The following is a 21,738-nucleotide window of genomic DNA, read 5'->3' on the forward strand; positions in this document are numbered from 1 at the left end:
CCTGACAGGGAAAGTCGCTTCACCTTACCCATCAGCCGCTGAATAGTCATACGCAGTTGCCCGCCAAATGACCGGAGCAGTTTCACATGTCCAGGTTGACCCATCCCGGCCGGGGTTGCTCCGCGGCAATGGCGTGGATGGGTTTACCCGTGGCCTGCTCCACGCGCCGCGCCACCTCCGGGTCGTCGGCGAACGGCAACATGCTGGCTTCGTCCAGGCTCGTCTCGGACTGCCCGCGCAGGCAATACTCCAGCGCAGCGTACAGGCACACCACGATCAGCACGCTCCACATATCAGGCGATCCGCGCATCGAGCCGGGCCACGTTCAAGTCTGCGACCCGCACCGTGCGCCAAGTGTTGTAGGCCATCAGCAACATGCCCGTGAGGAAAAACACGCCCCCCGCAAACCGCACCACAAACCCCGGATGGCTGGCCTGCAAGGCTTCGACAAACGAGTAGGTGAGGGTGCCGTCGTCGTTTACCGCGCGCCACATCAGGCCTTGGGTGATGCCGTTGACCCACATCGAGGCGATGTACAGCACCGTGCCGATGGTTGCCAGCCAGAAGTGCAGGTTGATCAGCGCCACGCTGTGCATCTGCTCGCGGCCGAACAGCTTGGGGATCATGTGGTACAGCGAGCCAAAGGTGATCATCGCCACCCAGCCCAGGGCACCGGCGTGTACGTGGCCGATGGTCCAGTCGGTGTAGTGGGAGAGGGCGTTGACGGTCTTGATCGCCATCATCGGACCTTCGAAGGTCGACATGCCATAGAACGCCAGGGACAGCACCAGGAAGCGCAGGATCGGGTCGGTGCGCAGCTTATGCCAGGCACCGGACAAGGTCATCATGCCGTTGATCATGCCGCCCCAGCTCGGGGCCAGCAGGATCAGCGACATGGCCATGCCCAGTGACTGCGCCCAGTCGGGCAAGGCGGTGTAGTGCAAATGGTGCGGGCCGGCCCAGATGTACAGGGTGATCAGCGCCCAGAAGTGCACGATGGACAGGCGATAGGAGTACACCGGCCGGCCCACCTGCTTGGGTACGAAGTAATACATCATCCCCAGGAAACCGGTGGTGAGGAAAAAGCCCACGGCGTTATGCCCGTACCACCACTGCACCATGGCATCGGTCGCGCCGGAATACACCGGGTAGGACTTGAACCAATCCACCGGGATCGCCAGGTGATTGACCACGTGCAACATGGCGATCACCAGGATAAACGCGCCGAAAAACCAGTTGCCCACGTAGATATGCCGGGTCTTGCGCCTTACCACCGTGGTGAAGAACACAATGGCGTAGGCCACCCACACCACGGTCATCCACACCGCGCCGGAAAACTCGATCTCGGCGTATTCCTTGGTGGTGGTGTAGCCCAGGGGCAGGCTGACCAGCATGATCACGATCACCGACTGCCAGCCCCAGAAGGTAAACGCGGCGAGGCGGTCGGAAAACAGGCGCACCTGGCAGGTCCGTTGCACCGCATAGTAGCTGGCGGCAAATTGCGCACTGCCGGCGAAGCCAAAGATCACCAGGCTGGTGTGCAACGGCCGCAACCGGCCGAACGTGGTCCAGGGCAGGTCCAGGTTCATCTGCGGCCAGACCAGTTGCGAGGCGATCCACACGCCCATGGCCATACCCACCACGCCCCACACAAGGGTGGCGATCACGAATTGGCGGACGACTTTATAGTTATAGGCCTGCCCGGTTATTGCTGTGCTCATGCTTAGTCCTCCCACGGTTCCAAGTGGCGGGCACTGTAGGAAACGCGGGAAAAACAAAACAGGCTCAGAAAAACCTCATTACAGCGGATCAGTCGACAAGCACGCCCACTGGCCTGTCAGCGTTAATCGTACGGTGAGTGGCCGCATCTGCCATGATCGGGCATCGCAACCTGGCACACCCAAGGAAATCTGCAATGGACGATGTACAGCAACTGGGCGAGATGCTTCGTCATTACGCCGATAGCGAAGCGCACAAGAAGCAGCAGTTCGATGTGCAGTCGGCGCGCTGGACGCACAAGCTCGACGAGCTGTTCGGGCAGATCGAGCAATGGCTGGAGCCGGTCAAGACTGTCGGCCTGCTGGAGGTGCACTGTGAAGCCTATGTCGCCAGCGGGCCGGGCGTACCGGTGGAGACCTCGACCTTCAAGACCGAAAAGCTGCTGGTGCAGATCACCGGTAAGACCGTGGAGTTCGTGCCTGAAGTCATGGGCGTGGGCGGTTTGATCTCGGTGTCGGTGATGGGCTTGACCGCTGCCCGCCACGGCAGTGTGTCGCTGGTGCTGCCGGCCGACAAAAACGACTGGCTGTGGAAGAAAACAAATGGCCTCAAAGACCCGGACACCTTTGGCTTTGACGCCAATTTCCTGGCTACGCAGTTGCAGAGCCTGATCCCGCGCGAACGCGGCTGAGGGGCTCCCGCTTCGCGCAACGTCGATGGGGGACGCCGGTGTGTCAGACACTGGGTGGAAATACGCATTTTTTTCCCAGGATTGGCTATACCTACAGCTCCATGTTTCGATGATGATCGCCAGGGAGTTCAATGATGAAACTAAGGCTAATGATCAGTACGCTGTGCGTGGCCTCCATCGCAATGGCCGGCTGCGCCAGCAAGGTCACCCAACCGGACGAGTACTCAGGCTTTCTGTCCGACTACAGCCAACTCAAGGAAGCCAAGTCGCCTTCGGGGGGCGAGGTGATGCGCTGGGTAGACCCCCAACTCGACCTGAGCCGCTATACCGCGGTGTATATCGAACCGACGCAGTTCTACCCCAAGCCCCAGGCCACCACGAAAATCCCCGACAGCACCCTCAATGGCATCAACACCTACTTCAACCAGGCGCTCAAGCGTGAGCTGGGCAAATCACTGCCCCTGGCCAACGGGCCCGGCCCCGGTGTGATGGTGGTACGTGCGGCGATCACCGCCGTCAGCAGCAAGACCGAAGGCCTCAAACCCTATGAATTCGTGCCCGTGGCCCTGGTGGCGGCAGCGGTGAGTACCGGTACCGGCATCCGAGACCAGGAAACCACCCTGGGTACCGAGGCGCAGTTCCTCGATGGTGCCAGTGGCAAGGTGCTCGCCCAAGTGGTGCGCAAGGGCACGGGCAAGCCGCTGTCCAACGACTCGCAGGTGATGAAGGCCGATGACGTGAAAGGCGTGATCGATGGCTGGGCGTCGGACCTGCATCAGTCGTATGTGAAGCTGAAAAAACACTAGGGACTAGAACGCATTCCTGGCGGGTTTGTTGTAGTAGCTGAGCAGGGCGTCGTAGCGACGGGTGATGAGGTAGTAGTCATCGCTCAGTTGCTGTGGTGGGGCGTGTTCCCGCCAGTCCTGATGCAGGGTGCGCAACGCCTGGAGGTACGCGTCGGCTGACGCGCGGGTGGCGTACCAGAGGTGAGTGGCTTCATCCTCCCGTTTGCTGCGCGGCATTTTCACCAGGAAGTCCTTGCTGGCATCGCTGGCCTGTTGCAGCGTCTCGGTCAAGCTGAGCAGTTGCTGAGGCGTCAGGCTGGCGTCGCGTACACCCTGGTCAATCTGGTTCATCGCCTGGCGGGCGGCGATCATATGGTTGAGCAGGTGCCAATGCAGGTCCCGGCCGAAGCGCGATTCGAGTCGCTCCAGCTGTGCCGGGCGCAAACGGAGGTCTTCGTCCTGCAAATAGTTGCGTAATTCGGCGGATGCCCGCAGGTATTCTTCGCCCCGCTGGGCCAGTTGCTCCTCCAGACTCTTGTTCATGGCCTGTGCCACAAACTGGCGTATGTTCGACGGCATACCTTCGGTTTGTATCGGGTCAACCATGTCTGCCAGCGAGGTGAATTTATTCAGCTTGTCGGCATACACCGTGGCGAGAGTACCGAGGTGGCTTCCGGGCTGCTGGCGCTCCAGTTTGAGTGTGTACAACTGCGAACAGACCGCCGCTTGGATAAGGCGCGGTTCAGGCTCATCACGGTCGCCAAATTTATCCTGGGTGGGTGCTTCGGGCTGTGTCGAACGCATACGGTAGTACGCCAGGCGCGTATCGCGATCAATGCGGTTCACGCAGTCAATGATCGGGGCCAGTGCGCTGGCCGTTGCGGTGGAAGGGCTGTCCCGTTGGTCGAGCCATAATTGCACGCGTTGCAGGGGTTTGGTGGCGCCGGCCACACCGAGCAATCCCAGGCCCAATACCAGGCTGATGGGTAACAACCATTTCGGATTCATTGCGCGGCCTCCTGGCCATACCACTGTGCCTGGGTGGCGGGCGCCTGACAGTCGGGGGCGGTGCGAGGCATGCGGCTGCACAGGCGTTCGGGCCACTGTTGCAGGCCCTGGTTACGGGTCACGTGTTGCTGGTTGTCGAGCACCTTCAAGCCGGCGTACAGCACAATCCCACTGGTGACCAACAGCACCATGCCCAGGGCCGTCCAGCGCGGGTGGCGGGCGGTCCAGGGGGTGTGGCTGTTCATGAAGGGTCGCTTGATGACGCCGATAACCGCCAGGGTCGCGACCAGCGCCAGGCTGGCAAACGGGCCGAAGGCGTAACCCAGCGCTGCGGCAAGGACCAGCCCTGGCAGCAGGTCCCGTATCGGCAACAACGGCAGGTGAGTAGGGCTGAGCCAGCGCGGCAGGTGCTCACTGAGTCGTTCATCGAGCACGCGGTACTGATGAGCCAGCGGGCGCCAGACCTGCCAAGCCAATCCGGCGCCTATCACGGCGCCCAACGCCCACAGCAGGCCGTAGCCCAAGGTCGGCAGCACATTGCCGGCCAGGGGCTCGGCATTCACCAGCACGCCCACCAGGCAGCTCAATACCAGTGCGACAATCCAGGGCCAGGTGTCCATGGTCGTGTCCCAGCCTTGCCAGAAATACACGGTACCGCCGGGCATCGCTTCGGCTTCGGCCACATGGTCGGCGTAGATATCTGCGCTGAGTGCCTGGCAGGCTTTCCAGTCATGTTCATCGAAGCGTTGGGCGAAGGCACGGCGCTGCCCCAGGCTCATCGGAGCCAATAGCAGCCGGGCGGCACGTTGTTGGGGGCTGTTGGGCGCTTCGGTGGCCAGTGCCCGTTGGCGTGCCATGAAGACCGGGCCTTGCTGGCGTTGCAACAGCCGCGCCCAATCCCCCGCCGGGCAGTCATGACCGGCGCCGCCATGCCAGTGCTGGCCGGCGCACACCGCGTCGAACACTGCGCTCGACCAGTAGTGACTCTGTGCAAGCAGGCGGGCCAGCCATTGGTTGAACCACTCGGCATGGGGATGATTGTTCACCCAGGGATGTTCGGAACGTGCGGCATAGGCAGCCAGGAAAGCGGCCTCGTCCTTTTGCTCAAGGGCCTGGCGAAAGGGTTGCTGCAACGCGCTGCGGTGCTTGCGCTCGAGTCTTTCGATCAGCTCGCCGGGCAACTCCAGGCGCTGCCAGGCCGTCAGCCAGTTGAAGGTTTCAAAGGCCCAGCGGGTGTCCTCGGGGTTGAGATGCCCCTCGATGTCGCGTAACAACAGCTGGATTTCAAAGTGCAGCGCATTGCCATGGGCCATGGCTGCCAGGTAGTGGTCGGCAAGGCCGTCGCCCAGGATGTCGATGACCACTTCGTCAGCTTCCTGCTGCCCCTGGCTCCACTCCAGCGCGGCCTCATAGGCTTCGCGCAGGCGCTGGAAACCCTCGGGGTCATCATCCGGCCGGGTTTTCTTCAGCAGGGCGGCGTATTGGCGCTTGATCGCGCGGCTATCGGCATCCGGGGCCAGGCCGAGGACATTCCAGCAAGTCATGTGCAGTGCAACTCCATAGACAATCGCGCGCACGTTACCCGTTTTACAGGTTGATAAACCAGCGGTAGTAGGGGGTAGGGCTCGTGGTAGGACTGGCCCGGTCCAGCCCTGCGGCGACCGGGCACGCGGTGTTACTTGAGCGGCGTCAACGGCGGCAGTTTCCACTGGCCGTTACCCACCTCAGGCGTGGGCAGGTAAATCCGCAGGATTGCGTAGAACGGACCGGGTGGGGCCGGCAACCAGTTGCTCTGCTCGGCTTTTGGCGGCTCGTGGTGCTGCAGGGCCAGGGTCAGGCCGCCATCGGCGTCGCGCTTGAGGCCGGACAGCATGTGCGAGTTGATCAGGTAGCGTTTCTTGTGGTTGGGTACCAGTTGCTTGGTCTTGGCGTCGTACATGGTCAGGGACCAGAACGCATCGGCCGGTGGCAACTGGTCCTTGGCGAAATGCACGGTGTAGCTGTGGCGTGCGCCGTTGGCAGGCTTGCCCTCGCTGTCGATGACGTAGCTCAGGTACGCGACCTCATCGCCGGAGTTACCGAAAATCCCCATGTCCGCACCGGCGTAGCGGTACAGGTAGTTGTTGTTCAGGTGGTCGCGGCTGCCGTACAAATCGGCACTGGAGACTTGATGCGTGTCGACCTTGTCCTTTTTGAACGCGGCAAACTCGGCGCGGGCATCGGAGATACCGTCTTCCAGGGCCTTGCGCTGTTCAGCGGTCAACGCCTTGACCTTGAAGGGCGCGCCTGGGGCGATACCGATCTTGGCGAAACGCGCCAGCAGGTCTTTCTCGCTGTCCTGGGGCGCGGCGAAGGCCAGCATGAAGTTCAGGTAGCGAAACAGTTGCGGACCTTCGGTCATGGTCGCCATGGGCTTGGGCCACTCCACTTTCGGAGCCTTGGCCGGCGCGGCTTGCTTCACGTAGCTGCTCAGTGACTGCACTTTGTAGCCGTTCTGGATCTGCTTGACCTTGTTCAGGTCCTTCTCGTCGAACAACTGCGTACGGTAGAGGGCGTAGGCGATGTTGCTTTCGCTGTACACCACACGGTCCACGTTGACCGGTTGCTGACCTTTCCAGTCAGGGCCGGCGATCATGTAGTGGCCGCCGTTGTTGCCGGTGCTGCGGGTGCCCAGGTAGGCGATGTTCTGTGTGTAGAGATCGATCAACTGCACCGAGTAATAACGGTTGTCTTCGATCCTGGGCAGTGTCAGAACCTGAGGCTCGCTGCGCAGGTCCAGCCAGACGAAGGAGTAGGGCGTGTCCAGGTTCGGGGTGACGACCGCGGTGTCCTTGGGGGTGAACACCTGAGCTGTATTGCCGATATGGTTGAACGGTGCCTTGAAGTTGGCGCCGCCCTTGTCGACGGCCTGGGTGTAGAGCGTCTTGTACATCTCCACCACTGGGTAGCCATACAGGTAGGCTTCCTTGGCGATGGCCCGGGCTTCGCTGGGGGTGGCGGTGAAATCGGCCCAGGCGCCGGTACTCATGAGTATCGAGAGGCTCGCCAACAGCAGGCGCGTCGGTTTTCCAATCATGTTGTCGCGTCCTTCCAAAGTGCGTTTGACTGACGGGGAATAAAGGCGATGAGTTTCCTGTTTTATTTCCCGAACGTCACGTTAATCCCTGCGAATTATGCGAACTCATCAATGCCGATCCGTACGGCGGCTTGAACCTGTGGGTAAAGACGCACAAATAGCCGCCTCGATGGGCGGCACTGTGTAAAAGAGGGGTGGTCAGGCGGCAGGCAGCATCGATTTGACTTTGTCGCGCAATTGATCGATGGAGAACGGCTTGGCGATCACCTGCATGCCGGCGGGCACATCGATGTTCTCGGCATAGCCGCTGGCAAACAGGATCGGCAGGGTGGGCCGCACTTCACGCACCTTGGCTGCCAATTGCTTACCGTCCATATCCGGCAGGCCGACGTCGGTCATCATCAGGTCGATGTGCTGCGCGGCATTTTCGACAATCTTCAAGGCTTCTTCAGCGTCGGCAGCTTCAAGCACCAGGAACTCCAACTCTTCGAGCACATCAACGATCAACATGCGCACGATGGCATCGTCTTCGACGACAAGGAGGGTGGAGGGGGCTGCGGACATAATGAGGGTTCCCGAAAAAATGGAGGTGCAGGTCTTTAGCGGTTGAAAGACCATTCTCTAATGAGTCGCGTCAATCTCGGCAAGTTCCGTTGGCGCGGGCATTGTGACGGGAATGGAGGAAAATGTCGCGTTAACCACGAGGGGCCGCGAGCGGTCAGTGGCGCCCTCCTGCGCACCGTTCAACGCCTTGCTTTTTCAGGAGCCCCAACCCTGCCGGGGGCCGGGGCAGTCCCATGCATCAAGACGGCAAGGGCGTGGACACCATGATTGAAACCGCAAAACTGTCGACCTTGTCTGTGACGATGTCATCGGGATGGAAAGCGCTCACGTGGAATTCCTTTTTGCCCGCCGGCGAAACCTTAGGCTTCAAGGTCGCGCTGACACCGCCGCTGCTGAGGATTTTTTCGATGCCTTCGCGCATGGACTCTACGTTGTCAAAACTGACCAGCCCGCCATTGGGTTCGAAGAAAAACCACTCTTTTTGGCCATCCTTGACTCTGACACCCGCCAGCATGGCGTGATCTTCCGTGCTGATTCTCAGGTATTTTGACGCAGTGGACTTGCTCAGGTCGTCGATGATGGACTGATGATTGATCAGTGAAGGGGCGGCGTTTATATGGAAGGTGTCCTTTGTGTTTACGGCGTACTGCAGTGTTTTTATATCGCGATTGAATTTGTCATGCAGCGAAGAGGGCGATTTAGTCGTGGACGCCTTGCGAAGATTGTCGAGGAATATTTTTTCGTCGCCTCGATGCAAGGCGAGCGCCATGGCATTCGATAGCCCGGCGCAATCGCCCTTGGAGGTCAGATCGACACGGCCGAGGTAGTCCGACTGGGCAAAGCGATTGATGGAAACCCCGGGATTCCCGACGTCGCTGGCAAGCAGCGCGGTGAAATACTCGCCGTCTTCAATTCTTCTGGTCTTCAACTCCCTGGCCAGAATCCCCATTTCTTCCGGTGTCCTGCCAGGTTTTGCGGCGAGTGCCACCAACGCTTCGAAACTGCGCTCTCCAGCGTAATCCGACAGGTCATCCAATGCACCGCTTCGATAACCCTGGTTGAATTTTGGAAGTGCGTTGGAGGTCCTCGCCTTAGCGATATTCGTTCCTACACTCGTCAGGTGCATATCCGCGACGCTATCGAACAGACTGCCGCGCAGGGGGGAGAAATCCTCGATTGGCGGGCCATAGGGCAGGTTCCGGACAGGGTCATAACTGAACCACTGATCGTTTTTCAACACGGCAAAGCCTTCGACGCTTTGCTCTCCGACCTTATAAGACCCTATCAGCGTCGGGCCATATTGCTTGTTTGCCGCCTTCAACAGGTCATAGCTTCCGGATGCGCCACGCACCTTGTTGATCAGTACCTGCCCGGAGTCGCCGAGAAATTTTGCGCCGCGCGTGGCCAGCTTGGCGCCTCCCGTCGCCGCGCCCCTCACTCCGCTCAACGGGTTGAGCGAGCTGATAAGGCTACTGCCGATGACGCGACCCGCCTGCAATGCCTTTACGGCAGTGGACGCCGAGGATGAAGCCACCTTGGCGAGCTTTGGGGCAGCACCGTAACCCATGGTCAGCAGCCCGAGAGCATCCAGGCCGAGGTCCAAAAGCCCGGCTTCATAGTCACCGTCACGAAAGTTGACAATGGCCGATCTCAAGGGAATCAAGTTGAGAAAAAACTGCCTGAGTCGCTCATTACTTTCTTTCTGCTGATCGAATGTCGTGCTTCCCCTGGCTTGTTGCCATTGGTTCCTGATACCAAGGTGCTCAAAAAAAGCGCCTGCCAGGTCGTGTGTTCGGGTAGAGGTGAAACTCGATGGGGGACGAGAAGGGTCCTCCGGCGGCTGTTCTCGCTCGAGCCGGTCCTTGTGCTCATTTTCCACTTTGGTCGATATATTCGCGTCGCGCCATCCACCCCGCGTAATGGCTGCCTCACTCTGTCGCTTGACGATGCGTTTGTTCCGGACATCGATCTCATAAACATTGACCTCGGTTTTTCCGTCAACCTGCCTTTCGGTTCTTACCAGCAATTCATTGAGCTTGGATTGGAAAGTGGCCGGGTTTATGAAACCCCTGCCAATCTTGTATTGGTTGTATTGAAATAATTCGATTTTACCGAACTCCAGGTTTTTCCGATCTTCCAGTGGCAGCTCGGAAATCATGTGTTTTACCTGGGTCTCAATGCCATCTTTGAGTGATTCGATTGCCGATTCGTATTGCCCCAGGAATATCCCATTGACGTTGAGCCTGGGTTGCTGGTTGATCGCGTGGATAGGAAGGCCAGGGTCGTCGGTTTTCCAGTTGACGTTGATGCCCATCATGGCCATGTCCAGCATCGAGTGCTTGCCATCCAGTTGCTTGGCTTTGTCATCGGAGACGGTTGAGAGACTTTTCGACTCAAAGTCAGTGCGCTCGCCAAAATGCTCCTTGAGTTTTTCCAGGGCGATGGCTTTTCTACTTGGAATCTCGGCAGTGAGTGATTGGGAGGCCTTGATTCTGGCACTTAACTGCTCATTGAACGCGGTCCGGATGCTGTCCACTTCCTCAGGGGTGTAGAGGGCATCGTCCTTCTTTTCGACCAAACCATTGGACACGCCCCAATCCAGTAACAACGGCGTGATGGCGTGTTCCGCAGGACCATTCAAGGCTTGTGCGGCACTCATGACCTGGCCGTAGCTCATTTGTGATGCGGTCCCCGGCGCACTCGCTTCGACCTTGGCCACCGCAAGGCAGAAACTCACCCAGGCCTGGCTGCCGTTCACCAGTGTGTCGGGAATATCCTTGACCAGGAACTGGGGGGCTGTGCGTGACAGCAACAGGTGGGTGGCCAGCTTGGCCGTGGCCGGCGTGGCCCTGCCTTTAGTCACCAGATGTTTACTGAGCCCCTCGACGATGGCTGACGGTGGCAGGCCCCAATAGTCTTGATGGCTCAAGTCAAAGCCGGCGATTGAATTTCTCACAGGCAACACGACGGATTCACGATCGAGACCGATGTGAAGGGCGGCCAACACGTAATCGCTGATGCTGGTTGGCGTGTCGATACCATTCAGCCCGTCCTGGATCCCTTGCCCTATCTTCTGGGCCATGGGGGACTTGAGCAGGGTGTCCAGCGCCCTGGCCGGGTCTTGCAGTTCGACATCCGAAAGAGCGCTGGCCTTGATAAGCGCACCCAGCGCCGCTTTGGCCAGCTCCGCCCGGACTAAGGAGGGCTCTGTCCGGATATTGCTGCGCAGGATGCTGGACTCGACGATGACCCGTATCTTGCGCCGTTGTTCCTGGGTCAGGGGAAGGGGCCAGGATAAGCCACCTCCTAGATCACCCAGCGGCGGTTCCAGGGCCCGAGCGTTAGCGGCATCTGCCAAGTGAACCAGGTCAGCTCGGGTTTCAGGGATAGGTAAATCGTGATGCTTGATAAAGCTTTCCAGGCTGGCGGCGGACTCGCTGCCCGGCATGCCGGACGGGTGAAAGGCCGAGTGTGGATCAATGACTGTTTGAGTGGTTTTCAAATGTGACAACACGGCTGCTGGAGTCGCGTCCTCTCCCAGGCTCTTCGTCGCCTCGGTGAGCTGGTGCGCGAGGTTCTTCCAGTTCTGTGCGTTTGCCTGCGCGCGTGCTTGGGGTGAAAGAGGCTGCGATTCATCCGAGGAGCGTCGTGCAGGTGTTGAAGCTGGGTCGCTGTGTATGGACAGGGTGTTACCAGGGGTGGCCTGCGACTGAGCAGGCGTCGATGCAATGGAGTGATCTATAACCGAGGGGCGTGGTTGGACGCTCAATGAGGATGACATTTTCATTACCTTTGGTTGTTGGTCCTCCCTGGACCTGCTTCAGACCTCCGTTGAGTGTCGGGAGCGCACAAAGGTGTTCCTCCGGCATTGGTTCCATAAATGTCGGGCATCGGCGGTGGCAAGTTTGGGATGTGAATATGTTTCGCGTCAGAAACGTAGCCCTCTACCGGCACTTTGGGGCAAACTCCCGGTTTTTCCCTATTTGGCCAAGGCATGCCCATGACTCCCGCGTCGTCCGTCGATGAAAAGAGCTTTCGTACACTGCTCAGCCGAAACGTGGCATTGCCCCTGGGTGTGGGCGTGCTCAGCGCGGTGTTTTTCGTCTGTCTGATCACCTATTTGCTTGCGGTGATCCAGTGGGTGGAGCACACGGACCGGGTCATCAACAACCTCAACGAGTCGTCCAAGCTGACCGTCGATCTTGAAACCGGCATGCGTGGTTTCCTGATCACCGGGGATGAGCACTTCCTCGACCCGTACGAAGTGGCCAAGCCGCGCATCATTGCCGACCTGCGTAACTTGCAGGAGCTGGTGGCGGACAACCCGCAACAGGTGGACCGCCTGAAACGCCTGGAAGCCTTGCAAGCCGAATGGAACAAATACGCCCAGTCGATGATCGACCTGCAGCGCGAAAGCGGTGACTACCGCAACGCCGTCAAGTCCGGCCGGGGCAAGCGCCTGACCGACGAAATTCGCAAGGAATACGAGGACGCGGTGGCGATGGAGCAGCAGTTCCGGATCACTCGCAACGAACAAGTCACGCGCACCACGGTGATCAGCGTCACCCTCTATCTGTTGTTCGTTCTCGGCCTGAGCGGGATCCTGGCGTATATCGGTAGAAAAAATTTACTTTCCCTGTCAGATAGTTACAGCGCAAACCTCGCGTCACAACAGAAGATCGCGCAGCGCCTGGAGCGACAGGCATGGCTGCGTAACGGCCAGACCGAACTGGCCGAACAAGTGCTCGGCCAACTCACCCTGAACATGCTCGGACGCAATATCCTGCAGTTCTTTGCCCAGTACATGGGCTCGGCGGTGGCGGCGCTGTATGTCCGCGAAGAGCACGGCGGCCTCAAGCGCGTGGCCACCTATGGTTTCTCCCGCGAGCAGGAACAGCTGGAGCAGTCGATCTACAGCGATGAGGGCATCGTCGGGCAGGCCGCCCAGCTCGATCGCCTGATTCGCCTGGACGACGTGCCGGTGGACTACTTCAAGGTCAGCTCCGGCCTGGGGGAAGGCTCGACCCGCAGCGTGCTGGTGGTTCCCACCAGCGATGACGACCGTGTCAACGGTGTGATCGAACTGGGCTTTTTGCGCCCGCTGGAGGAGCGCGACGTCGAACTGCTGGAGCTGATCGCCGGCAATATCGGCACCTCCATCGAAGCCGCCCGTTATCGCCAACGCCTGCAGGAAGTGCTGGCCGAAACCCAGCAGCTCAACGAAGAACTGCAGGTCCAGCAGGAAGAACTCAAGACCGCCAACGAAGAACTCGAAGAACAGTCGCGCATTCTCAAGGAGTCTCAGGCTCACCTGGAAACCCAGCAGGCAGAGCTGGAGCAGACCAACGAGCAACTGGCCGAACAGACCCAGACCCTGGCCGAACAGCGCGACGCCATGGACCGCAAGAACGTCGAACTCAACCAGGCCCAGCTGGAGCTGGAAGATCGCGCCGATGAATTGCAGCGCTCCAGCAAGTACAAGTCCGAATTCCTCGCCAATATGTCCCACGAACTGCGCACGCCGCTGAACAGTTCGTTGATCCTGGCCAAGTTGCTGGCGGAAAACCCCCAGGAAAACCTCAGCGCCGAACAGGTCAAGTTTGCCGAGTCGATCTATTCGGCGGGCAATGACCTGCTCAACCTGATCAACGACATCCTGGATATTTCCAAGGTGGAAGCCGGCAAGTTGGAAGTGCGGCCGGAAAATTCAAGCGTCACGCGCCTGGTCGATGGCCTGCGCGGGATGTTCGAGCCGTTGGCCGCCGACCGTAAGCTGGGGTTTCAGGTACAGGTGCAGGCCGATGCACCGATCATGCTGTTCACCGACCGCCAGCGCCTGGAGCAGATCCTCAAGAACCTGCTCTCCAACGCGATCAAGTTCACCGAGCAAGGCGAGGTCAGCCTGTCGGTGTCCCGCGCGCCGGGGGAAGGCATCGCCTTTACCGTGCGCGATTCGGGCATCGGGATTGCCCCGGACCAGCAGGAAAGCATCTTCGAGGCGTTCCGCCAGGCCGATGGCACCACCAACCGCCGTTACGGCGGCACTGGCCTGGGCCTGTCGATTTCCCGCGACCTGGCCGCGTTGCTTGGCGGCTATATCAGCGTGACCAGTGAGCCCGGCAAAGGCAGCACCTTCACCCTGGTGTTGCCGGAGCAGTATGTCGAACGCGAGGAAGATGCCGCGCCAATCGAGCCGCCGCGCCAGGTGATTACCGCACCCGCACCCACGCCCATCGCAATTTCGCCGCTGCCGGTGGCCGACACCAGGCAGATCCCGCGCTTCGCCGATGACCGCGACAAGGCGCCGTTCACCACCCGCTGCATCCTGGTGGTGGAGGACGAACCGAACTTTGCCCGCATCCTGTTCGACCTGGCCCATGAGCTGGGTTACCAGTGCCTGGTGGCCCACGGCGCGGACGAGGGCTACAGCCTGGCCGAGGAGTACATTCCCGATGCGATCCTGCTGGACATGCGCCTGCCGGACCATTCCGGGCTCACCGTGCTGCAACGCCTCAAGGAGCACGCCAACACGCGCCATATCCCGGTGCACGTGATTTCCGTGGAGGACCGTGTCGAAGCCGCCATGCATATGGGCGCCATCGGCTATGCGGTAAAACCGACGACGCGCGAAGAGCTCAAGGACGTGTTTGCGCGCCTTGAGGCCAAGCTGACCCAGAAGGTCAAGCGCGTACTGCTGGTGGAGGACGATGACCTGCAGCGCGACAGCATTGCCCGCCTGATCGGCGACGATGACATCGAGATCACCGATGTCGGCTATGCCCAGGCCGCCCTGGAACTGCTGCGCACCAACGTCTATGACTGCATGATCATCGACCTCAAGCTGCCGGACATGCTGGGCAACGAGTTGCTCAAGCGCATGGCCACCGAAGATATCTGCTCGTTCCCGCCGGTGATCGTCTACACCGGGCGCAACCTGACCCGCGATGAAGAGGCCGAACTGCGCAAGTATTCGCGCTCGATCATCATCAAGGGCGCCCGCTCGCCAGAGCGCCTGCTCGATGAAGTCACACTCTTTCTGCACAAAGTCGAATCCCAGCTGTCCCATGACCGCCAGAAGATGCTAAAGACCGCTCGCAGCCGCGATAAGGTCTTCGAGGGGCGCAAGATCCTGTTGGTGGACGACGATGTGCGTAACATCTTCGCCCTGACCAGCGCCCTGGAGCACAAAGGTGCCGTGGTGGTGATCGGGCGTAACGGCCGCGAAGCCATCGAGAGACTCAATGAAGTCGACGATATCGACCTGGTGCTGATGGACGTGATGATGCCGGAGATGGACGGCTACGAGGCCACCGCCTTGATCCGCCAGGACCCGCGCTGGAAGAAACTGCCGATCATCGCGGTGACGGCCAAGGCCATGAAAGACGACCAGGAGCGCTGCCTCGCGGCGGGTTCCAACGACTACCTGGCCAAGCCGATCGACCTGGATCGCCTGTTCTCGCTGATTCGCGTGTGGCTACCGAAGATGGAACGCATTTAAGTGGAGCAACGTTTTTTGGAGAAGAGCAGCGATATTGAGCTGCGCCTGTTGATCGAGGCGATTTACCTCAAGTACAGCTACGACTTTCGCGACTACTCCGGCGCGTCGGTCAAACGCCGCGTGGCCCATGCCTTGCGCCAGTTCGACTGCGCCACCATTTCAGCGCTGCAGGAGCGGGTGCTGCACGACCCGGCGGCGTTCATGCAGTTGCTGCAGTTCCTGACGATCCCGGTGAGCGAGATGTTTCGCGACCCGTCGCACTTCCTGGCGATCCGTCAGGAAGTGGTGCCCCTGCTCAAGACCTACCCGTCGATCAAGATCTGGATTGCCGGCTGCAGCACGGGGGAGGAGGTGTACTCCATGGCCATCCTGTTGCGTGAGGAAGGGCTGCTGGAACGCACGATCATCTATGCCACCGACATCAACCCCGCGTCCCTGGATAAAGCCAAGCAAGGCATCTTCTCCCTGGAGAATGTGCGGGCCTACACCGCCAATTATCAGCAGGCCGGGGGGCAGCGATCATTTGCCGACTACTACACGGCGGCTTACGATTACGCGATCTTCGACAAATCGTTGCGGGAGAATGTGACCTTCGCCGACCATAGCCTGGCAACCGACAGTGTATTCTCAGAAACTCAATTAATTTCATGTCGTAACGTGCTGATCTATTTCAATAAAAAATTGCAGGATCGGGCGTTTGGATTGTTTCATGAGTCGCTGTGCCATCGCGGCTTCCTGGTCCTGGGCAGTAAGGAAACCCTGGACTTTTCCGCCTACAGCAAGCAATTCGAACCCTTGGTCAAGCAGGAACGGATCTACCGCAAATCATGACCGACGTTGCCGCCAACCCGATTCGCGGGATTGAAGCCATCGTCGTCGGCGCCTCCGCCGGCGGCGTCGAGGCGTTGCTGAGTATTTTCAGCGAACTGCCCGACACCTTCGGCCTGCCGATCATAGCCGTATTGCACCTGCCGGATGAGCGCCGCAGCCAACTGGCGGAAGTCTTTGCGCGACGCCTGCCGATTCCGGTACGGGAAGGGCAGGACAAGGAAGCGATCCAGGCGGGCACGTTGTATTTCGCCGGGCCTGGTTATCACCTTTCGGTCGAGCATGACCGCAGCCTGTCCCTCAGCCAGGAAGAGCGGGTACACCATTCCCGGCCGGCGATCGACTACCTGTTTGCCTCCGCCGCCGATGCCTATGGCCAGGGCCTGCTGGCGATTTTGTTGACGGGGGCCAACCAGGACGGCGCCCACGGGCTGGCCCATGTCAAGCATTCGGGCGGCACCACGGTGGTCCAGGACCCCAGCGAAGCGCGGATTGCCGTGATGCCGCGGGCGGCCCTGGCCCTGCACACCCCTGATCATATTCTGACCCTGAGCCGCATTGCCGCATTGCTGGCTTCCCTGGAATCCTCCCCATGTTAAGTACTGTCCAGGCCAAACTGCTGATCGTCGACGATCTGCCGGAAAACCTGCTGGCCCTCGAAGCGTTGATCAAGCGCGAGGACCGTCAGGTCTTCAAGGCTTTGAGCGCCGATGAGGCCTTGTCCCTGTTGCTGGAGCACGAGTTCGCCATGGCGATTCTCGATGTGCAGATGCCCGGCATGAACGGGTTCGAACTGGCCGAGCTGATGCGCGGCACCGAGAAAACCAAAAACATTCCGATTGTGTTCGTCAGCGCCGCCGGCCGTGAACTCAATTATGCGTTCAAGGGCTATGAAAGTGGCGCCGTGGACTTCCTGCACAAGCCGCTGGATATCCACGCGGTCAAGAGCAAGGTCAATGTGTTTGTCGACCTGTACCGTCAGAGCAAGGCGATGAAGCAGCAAGTCGAAGCCCTGGAGCGCAGCCGCCGCGAGCAGGAGCTGTTGCTCACGCGCCTGCAGGCCACCCAGGCCGAGCTGGAGCAGGCGGTGCGCATGCGCGACGACTTCATGTCGATCGTCGCCCACGAGGTGCGTACGCCCCTTAACGGCCTGATTCTCGAAACCCAGCTGCGCAAGATGCACCTGGCCCGGGATAACGCCGCCGCGTTCACCCTGGACAAGATGCACGCCATGGTCGACCGCGATGAGCGCCAGATCCAGAGCCTGATCCGCCTGATCGAAGACATGCTCGACGTCTCGCGTATCCGCACCGGCAAACTGTCGATACGCCCGGGGCGCTTCGACCTGGCGCAATTGGTGAGCAACCTGGTGGAGAATTTCGCACCGCAGGTGGCTGCCGCCGAATCGTCGATGCACCTCGCGGCCGAGGGGCCGGTGGTGGGCAACTGGGATGAGTTTCGTATCGAACAGGTGGTCACCAACCTGCTGACCAACGCCCTGCGCTACGGGGCCAAGAGCCCGGTGGAGGTGCGCGTGTATACCGAGCATGGCGAAGCCAGGGTAGAAGTGCGTGACCACGGGATCGGCATCAGCGAAGAGAACCAGAAGCGTATTTTCCAGCAGTTCGAACGTGTGTCAGCCAGCCAGGTTGCCGCGGGACTGGGCCTTGGGTTGTTTATTTCCGAGCAGATCGTAGCCGCCCATGGCGGCACCATCGAGGTCGAGAGCCAGATAGGCGAGGGCGCCTTGTTCCGGGTGTGCCTGCCCCTTGAACCGTCGGCATGAAATCAATCGTCACCCCGACGCAACCTCTACGTGACCCCATGGTCGTAATTGCAGCAATTGACCGGACAAAGGCTTCCCATGAGTGAAGATGCACAAGATGTCGTACTGATCGTCGAGGACGACGAATCCATTATGTTTGTGCTGGGTGAGTACCTGGCCGGCCTGGGGTATCGGGTATTGAAGGCGATCAACGGGGAGCAGGCCTTTGAAATCCTCGCCACCAAGCCGCACTTGGACCTGATGGTCACCGACTACCGTTTGCCCGGTGGGATTTCCGGCGTGCAGATCGCTGAGCCCGCGCTCAAGTTGCGCCCGGAATTGAAAGTGATCTTTATCAGCGGCTACCCGCAGGAGATTCTCGACTGCAACAGCCCGATCACGCGCAATGCGCCGATCCTGGCCAAGCCGTTTGACCTGGATACCTTGCAGGAGCATATACAGCGGTTGTTGGCCTGAAGGGCCAGGTGGTGCATCAGGCTCTTCCTGAGCCTGAATGACACTGCTTGGCTAATGGCCATTTACGCCCGAATCATCTCCCGCACCTTCGCCGTCAACAAATCAAAGGTAAATGGCTTGGTGATCAACTGCATCCCCGGATCCAGGAACCCCCCACGCACCGCCGCATGCTCGGCATATCCGGTAATGAACAGCACCTTCAGGTCCGGACGAACCTGCCGGCCTATCTCTGCCAGTTGGCGTCCATTCATGCCGGGCAAGCCGACGTCGCTGATCATCAGGTCAATGCGCTGGCTGGATTCGATAATCGGCAGTGCGCCATCGGCATCGCCCGCTTCGACAAAGGCGTAGCCCAGCTCACTCAATACCTGGCTGACCAGCACGCGCACCGCCGGGTCGTCCTCGACGATCAGCACGGTTTCCCCGCTGTTGGCGATCGGCAACAGGGCAGGGTCCACGGTCACATCGGGGGTGATTTCGCCGACGAAACGCGGCAGGAACAGGCTCACCGTGGTGCCTTTGCCTACCTCGCTGTGGAGGGTTACATGGCCGCGCGACTGGCGCGCGAAACCGTAGATCATCGACAAGCCCAGGCCGGTGCCCTGGCCAATGGGCTTGGTGGTAAAGAAGGGGTCGAATACCCGGCCCATGAGGCTTTCCGGAATACCGCAGCCGGTGTCGCTGACGCTCAGTTCCACGTAGTCGCCGGGCTTGAGCGTGCCGTAGGCGGCGGTGAAGACGCTGTCGAGGTGACGGTTGCAGGTTTCGACAACCAGGCGGCCCCCACTCGGCATGGCATCCCGGGCGTTGAGCGCCAGGTTGAGCAGGGCACTTTCCAGTTGATTGGGGTCGGCCTCGGCGGTCCACAACTGAGTGTCCAGGCGCATGTCCAAGGCGATGCTTTCGTTGAGGCTGCGTTGCAGCAGCTCGCCCATGGACGTCACCAGTTGGTTGATCTGTACCGGCTTGGAATCCAGCGATTGGCGCCGCGAGAACGCCAGCAGGCGGTGGGTGAGGCCGGCGGCGCGGTTGGCGGAGGTCACGCCGAGGTCGATCAGGCTGTCCAGATCGTCCAGCTTGCCGCGGGACACACGTCTTCGCAGCAGCTCCAGGCTGCCGATAATACCGGTGAGCATGTTGTTGAAGTCATGGGCGATACCGCCGGTCAACTGGCCGACGGCTTCCATCTTCTGGGATTGGCGCAAGGCTTCTTCATTGCTGCGCAACTGCGCCGTGCGTTCCTCGACTTGCTGCTCCAGGGTCTCAAGGGTGCGCTGCAGGCGCAGTTCGCTCTCGCTCAGGTCGATCAACCTGTCCCGTGCTTCATATTGCCGACGCCGTCCACGCAGGGCCGCGCTCACCAGGCTGATCAACGTCACGGGGTGGAAGGGGCGCTCCAGGAACGTCACGTTGCCCAGCAGGCCGCTGAGGTGGGATGAACCGTTCTGCTCGCTGCCGCCGTGATGGGTCATCAGCACGATGGGCAGGTCGGACCAGGCGGGCTGCTGGTGAAGGTATTCCAGCAGGGGCTCCAGGTCCGCGCCGCGCAGGGCTTCGGCTGCGATGATAAGCATCCCGGCGCCTTGCTCCACGGCCTCGCACAATGCGGGCAGGCTGCTGGCAACCATGCCGGTGTAGCCGGCTTCCTTGAGCATCATCAGCGCCAACGAACCATCACGGCCCATGGGCGCCAGGACGATTGCGCGTTCGGATACGGGTGAAATGGTGGTCACACGCCCTCATCCTTGAGCAGAGGCGAGCCTGCGCCCATGTAGGTTGGAATGCCACGCAACACGCCTTGGAAATTGTCCAGCGGTTCGCCGACGGTCATGCCACGGCTGCTGATACGGTATTCACGGATAGTCGACTCGTGGGCGCCGGTGCGTTTCTTGATAATCGAGATGGCGCGGCGCACCTTGCCCAACGCCTCGAAATAACGCAGCAGAATCACGGTGTCGGCCAGGTAAGTGATGTCGACAGGAGCCTGCATGTCGCCGACCAGTCCATGTTGCGCGACGGTCATGAACGTCGCCGCGCCACGGCGGTTGAGGTACAGCAGCAGTTCATGCATATGCAGGATCAGCGCGTTTTCTTCCGGCATTGCCGCCTGGTAGCCATTGATACTGTCGATGACCACCGTCTTGATCCCGCGCTCGTCCACGCAACGACGCACGCGGTGGGAAAACTCGCCGGGGGACAACTCGGCCGCGTCCACCTGTTCGATCAGCAGGTTGCCGGTTGCCTGCAGGGCGGCGAGGTCGATGCCCATATTGTTCATGCGCTCGAACAGCAGGCCCAGTTCTTCATCGAAGATAAACAGCGCGGCCTTTTCGCCACGGCCTACCGCCGCTGCGGCGAAGATCATCGAGATCAGCGATTTGCCGGTACCGGCCGGGCCGAGAATCAGGCTGCTGGAGCCGGTCTCGACGCCGCCGCCCATCAGGGCATCCAGCTCACGAATGCCGCTGCTCAAGGTCTGGCGTATGTAACCGCCACGATGCTCGGCGGCGACCAGGCGCGGGAATACGTGAATGCCATCGTGCATGATGGTGAAGTCGTGAAACCCACCCCGATATTTCTGCCCGCGATATTTCACCACCCGCACGCGACGGCGTTCGGCGCCGTAGTTGGGGGTCAGTTCTTCCAGGCGAATCACCCCGTGGGCCACGCTGTGCACGGTTTTGTCGAGTGATTCGGTGGTCAGGTCGTCGAGCAGCAGCACGGTGGCGTCGTAGCGCACGAAGTAATGCTTGATCGCCAGGATCTGGCGGCGATAGCGCAGCGAGCTTTGCGCGAGCAGGCGGATTTCCGAGAGGCTGTCGATGACCACTCGGGTCGGCTTGACCCTCTCCACCACTTCGAAGATCTGCCGGGTTGCTTCGCCCAGCTCCAGGTCCGAAGAGTACAGCAGGCTCTGCTGATGCTCGGCATCCAGCAGGCTCTCCGGCGGGGTCAGTTCGAAGATATGAATATTGTCGTCCAGGTCCCAACCGTGGGACTCGGCGCCCTGGCGCAACTCACGCTCGGTTTCGGACAGTGTGATGTAGAGCGTTCGCTCACCCGCTTTCGCCCCGGCCTGCAGGAAGTGCAGGGCGACCGTGGTTTTACCGGTGCCAGGTTCACCTTCCAGCAGGAACAGGTGGCTGCGCGATAGCCCTCCGGCAAGAATGTCGTCGAGACCTTCGATGCCGATGGCTGCTTTTTCGGTTAACAACGCTTTGGATGTAGACAAGAAGTGCCCTCAGGTCACATACGAGTAGAGGATGCGCATCCAGGTGGACGCGCCATGTTCTCTTGACCGTAGCGCTTTGTGGCGGTTCAAACTGA

General features: G+C 60.3%; 16 protein-coding genes. 7 read left to right on the forward strand and 9 right to left on the reverse strand.

The window, feature by feature from the left end:
• Positions 1 to 82: 82 nt before the first annotated feature.
• Positions 83 to 292: a hypothetical protein gene (locus tag BFQ01_RS26145; RefSeq protein WP_065927505.1), complete on the reverse strand. Its 210-nt coding sequence runs from the start codon at positions 290 to 292 to the stop codon at positions 83 to 85.
• Position 293: 1 nt separating this feature from the next.
• Positions 294 to 1,721: a cytochrome-c oxidase, cbb3-type subunit I gene (ccoN, locus tag BFQ01_RS26150; protein ID WP_065927506.1), complete on the reverse strand. Its 1,428-nt coding sequence runs from the start codon at positions 1,719 to 1,721 to the stop codon at positions 294 to 296.
• 194 nt (positions 1,722 to 1,915) lie between these two features.
• Between ccoN and BFQ01_RS26155 the strand changes: the two genes are divergently transcribed.
• Both BFQ01_RS26155 and BFQ01_RS26160 read left to right on the forward strand, forming a co-directional pair.
• Entirely contained in the window at positions 1,916 to 2,410 is a 495-nt protein-coding gene (locus tag BFQ01_RS26155; protein ID WP_065927507.1) for a hypothetical protein, read from the forward strand.
• Between the two features lie 134 nt (positions 2,411 to 2,544).
• A complete protein-coding gene (locus BFQ01_RS26160; RefSeq protein ID WP_065927508.1) occupies positions 2,545 to 3,216 on the forward strand; it encodes a DUF3313 domain-containing protein in 672 nt (223 codons plus the stop codon).
• A gap of 3 nt (positions 3,217 to 3,219) precedes the next feature.
• Here the strand turns inward: BFQ01_RS26160 and BFQ01_RS26165 are convergent, their stop codons facing one another.
• The 5 genes from BFQ01_RS26165 to BFQ01_RS26185 all read right to left on the reverse strand — a co-directional run bounded on the left by BFQ01_RS26165 (position 3,220) and on the right by BFQ01_RS26185 (position 11,624).
• Positions 3,220 to 4,203: a DUF3829 domain-containing protein gene (locus tag BFQ01_RS26165; protein WP_065927509.1), complete on the reverse strand. Its 984-nt coding sequence runs from the start codon at positions 4,201 to 4,203 to the stop codon at positions 3,220 to 3,222.
• Complete coding sequence (locus tag BFQ01_RS26170; protein ID WP_065927510.1) at positions 4,200 to 5,747, reverse strand: J domain-containing protein; 1,548 nt, start codon at positions 5,745 to 5,747, stop codon at positions 4,200 to 4,202. Before BFQ01_RS26170 ends, BFQ01_RS26165 begins: the two co-directional genes overlap by 4 nt.
• Positions 5,748 to 5,878: 131 nt before the next feature.
• Positions 5,879 to 7,279: a DUF1254 domain-containing protein gene (locus BFQ01_RS26175; RefSeq protein ID WP_065927511.1), complete on the reverse strand. Its 1,401-nt coding sequence runs from the start codon at positions 7,277 to 7,279 to the stop codon at positions 5,879 to 5,881.
• A 198-nt stretch (positions 7,280 to 7,477) separates the two neighbouring features.
• A complete protein-coding gene (locus BFQ01_RS26180) occupies positions 7,478 to 7,843 on the reverse strand; it encodes a response regulator (protein ID WP_065927512.1) in 366 nt (121 codons plus the stop codon).
• A 238-nt stretch (positions 7,844 to 8,081) separates the two neighbouring features.
• The gene (locus tag BFQ01_RS26185; RefSeq protein WP_141691312.1) at positions 8,082 to 11,624 is read right to left on the reverse strand and encodes a hypothetical protein; all 3,543 of its coding nucleotides are present in this window, start codon (positions 11,622 to 11,624) and stop codon (positions 8,082 to 8,084) included.
• Positions 11,625 to 11,843: 219 nt separating this feature from the next.
• Here BFQ01_RS26185 and BFQ01_RS26190 point away from each other — a divergent pair, with 219 nt between their 5' ends.
• The 5 genes from BFQ01_RS26190 (at position 11,844) to BFQ01_RS26210 (ending at position 18,411) form a co-directional block, all read left to right on the forward strand.
• Positions 11,844 to 15,341: a response regulator gene (locus BFQ01_RS26190; RefSeq protein ID WP_065927514.1), complete on the forward strand. Its 3,498-nt coding sequence runs from the start codon at positions 11,844 to 11,846 to the stop codon at positions 15,339 to 15,341.
• The gene (locus BFQ01_RS26195) at positions 15,342 to 16,172 is read left to right on the forward strand and encodes a CheR family methyltransferase (protein WP_174562736.1); all 831 of its coding nucleotides are present in this window, start codon (positions 15,342 to 15,344) and stop codon (positions 16,170 to 16,172) included.
• On the forward strand, positions 16,169 to 16,768 hold the full coding sequence (locus BFQ01_RS26200; RefSeq protein WP_065927515.1) for a chemotaxis protein CheB: 600 nt from the start codon (positions 16,169 to 16,171) through the stop codon (positions 16,766 to 16,768). Before BFQ01_RS26195 ends, BFQ01_RS26200 begins: the two co-directional genes overlap by 4 nt.
• Positions 16,762 to 17,955, forward strand: a complete 1,194-nt coding sequence (locus tag BFQ01_RS26205) for a hybrid sensor histidine kinase/response regulator (protein ID WP_065927516.1) — start codon at positions 16,762 to 16,764, stop codon at positions 17,953 to 17,955. The genes BFQ01_RS26200 and BFQ01_RS26205 overlap by 7 nt, the downstream gene beginning before the upstream one ends.
• A 78-nt stretch (positions 17,956 to 18,033) precedes the next feature.
• Positions 18,034 to 18,411, forward strand: coding sequence for a response regulator (locus BFQ01_RS26210; protein WP_057703059.1), 378 nt, complete (start codon positions 18,034 to 18,036; stop codon positions 18,409 to 18,411).
• A gap of 62 nt (positions 18,412 to 18,473) precedes the next feature.
• On the opposite strand, the gene BFQ01_RS26215 is transcribed toward BFQ01_RS26210, so the two are convergent.
• Together BFQ01_RS26215 and BFQ01_RS26220 are read right to left on the reverse strand one after the other, a co-directional pair.
• On the reverse strand, positions 18,474 to 20,144 hold the full coding sequence (locus BFQ01_RS26215) for a response regulator (RefSeq protein ID WP_065927517.1): 1,671 nt from the start codon (positions 20,142 to 20,144) through the stop codon (positions 18,474 to 18,476).
• Positions 20,141 to 21,643: an ATPase domain-containing protein gene (locus tag BFQ01_RS26220; protein ID WP_027605874.1), complete on the reverse strand. Its 1,503-nt coding sequence runs from the start codon at positions 21,641 to 21,643 to the stop codon at positions 20,141 to 20,143. The genes BFQ01_RS26215 and BFQ01_RS26220 overlap by 4 nt, the downstream gene beginning before the upstream one ends.
• Positions 21,644 to 21,738: the final 95 nt, after the last annotated feature.

This window comes from Pseudomonas sp. 8 R 14 (genome assembly GCF_900005955.1).
In the GTDB taxonomy this organism is placed as follows: Bacteria; Pseudomonadota; Gammaproteobacteria; order Pseudomonadales; family Pseudomonadaceae; genus Aquipseudomonas; species Aquipseudomonas marginalis.

Excerpts from the sequence above, each read along its gene's own strand:
- BFQ01_RS26145 (WP_065927505.1), bottom strand. The coding sequence starts at position 292 with ATGTGGAGCGTGCTGATCGTGGTGTGCCTGTACGCTGCGCTGGAGTAT.
- ccoN (WP_065927506.1), bottom strand. The coding sequence starts at position 1,721 with ATGAGCACAGCAATAACCGGGCAGGCCTATAACTATAAAGTCGTCCGC.
- BFQ01_RS26185 (WP_141691312.1), bottom strand. The coding sequence starts at position 11,624 with ATGTCATCCTCATTGAGCGTCCAACCACGCCCCTCGGTTATAGATCAC.
- BFQ01_RS26200 (WP_065927515.1), top strand. The coding sequence starts at position 16,169 with ATGACCGACGTTGCCGCCAACCCGATTCGCGGGATTGAAGCCATCGTC.
- BFQ01_RS26155 (WP_065927507.1), top strand. The coding sequence starts at position 1,916 with ATGGACGATGTACAGCAACTGGGCGAGATGCTTCGTCATTACGCCGAT.
- BFQ01_RS26210 (WP_057703059.1), top strand. The coding sequence starts at position 18,034 with ATGAGTGAAGATGCACAAGATGTCGTACTGATCGTCGAGGACGACGAA.
- BFQ01_RS26180 (WP_065927512.1), bottom strand. The coding sequence starts at position 7,843 with ATGTCCGCAGCCCCCTCCACCCTCCTTGTCGTCGAAGACGATGCCATC.
- BFQ01_RS26165 (WP_065927509.1), bottom strand. The coding sequence starts at position 4,203 with ATGAATCCGAAATGGTTGTTACCCATCAGCCTGGTATTGGGCCTGGGA.
- BFQ01_RS26175 (WP_065927511.1), bottom strand. The coding sequence starts at position 7,279 with ATGATTGGAAAACCGACGCGCCTGCTGTTGGCGAGCCTCTCGATACTC.
- BFQ01_RS26205 (WP_065927516.1), top strand. The coding sequence starts at position 16,762 with ATGTTAAGTACTGTCCAGGCCAAACTGCTGATCGTCGACGATCTGCCG.
- BFQ01_RS26190 (WP_065927514.1), top strand. The coding sequence starts at position 11,844 with ATGACTCCCGCGTCGTCCGTCGATGAAAAGAGCTTTCGTACACTGCTC.
- BFQ01_RS26160 (WP_065927508.1), top strand. The coding sequence starts at position 2,545 with ATGAAACTAAGGCTAATGATCAGTACGCTGTGCGTGGCCTCCATCGCA.
- BFQ01_RS26170 (WP_065927510.1), bottom strand. The coding sequence starts at position 5,747 with ATGACTTGCTGGAATGTCCTCGGCCTGGCCCCGGATGCCGATAGCCGC.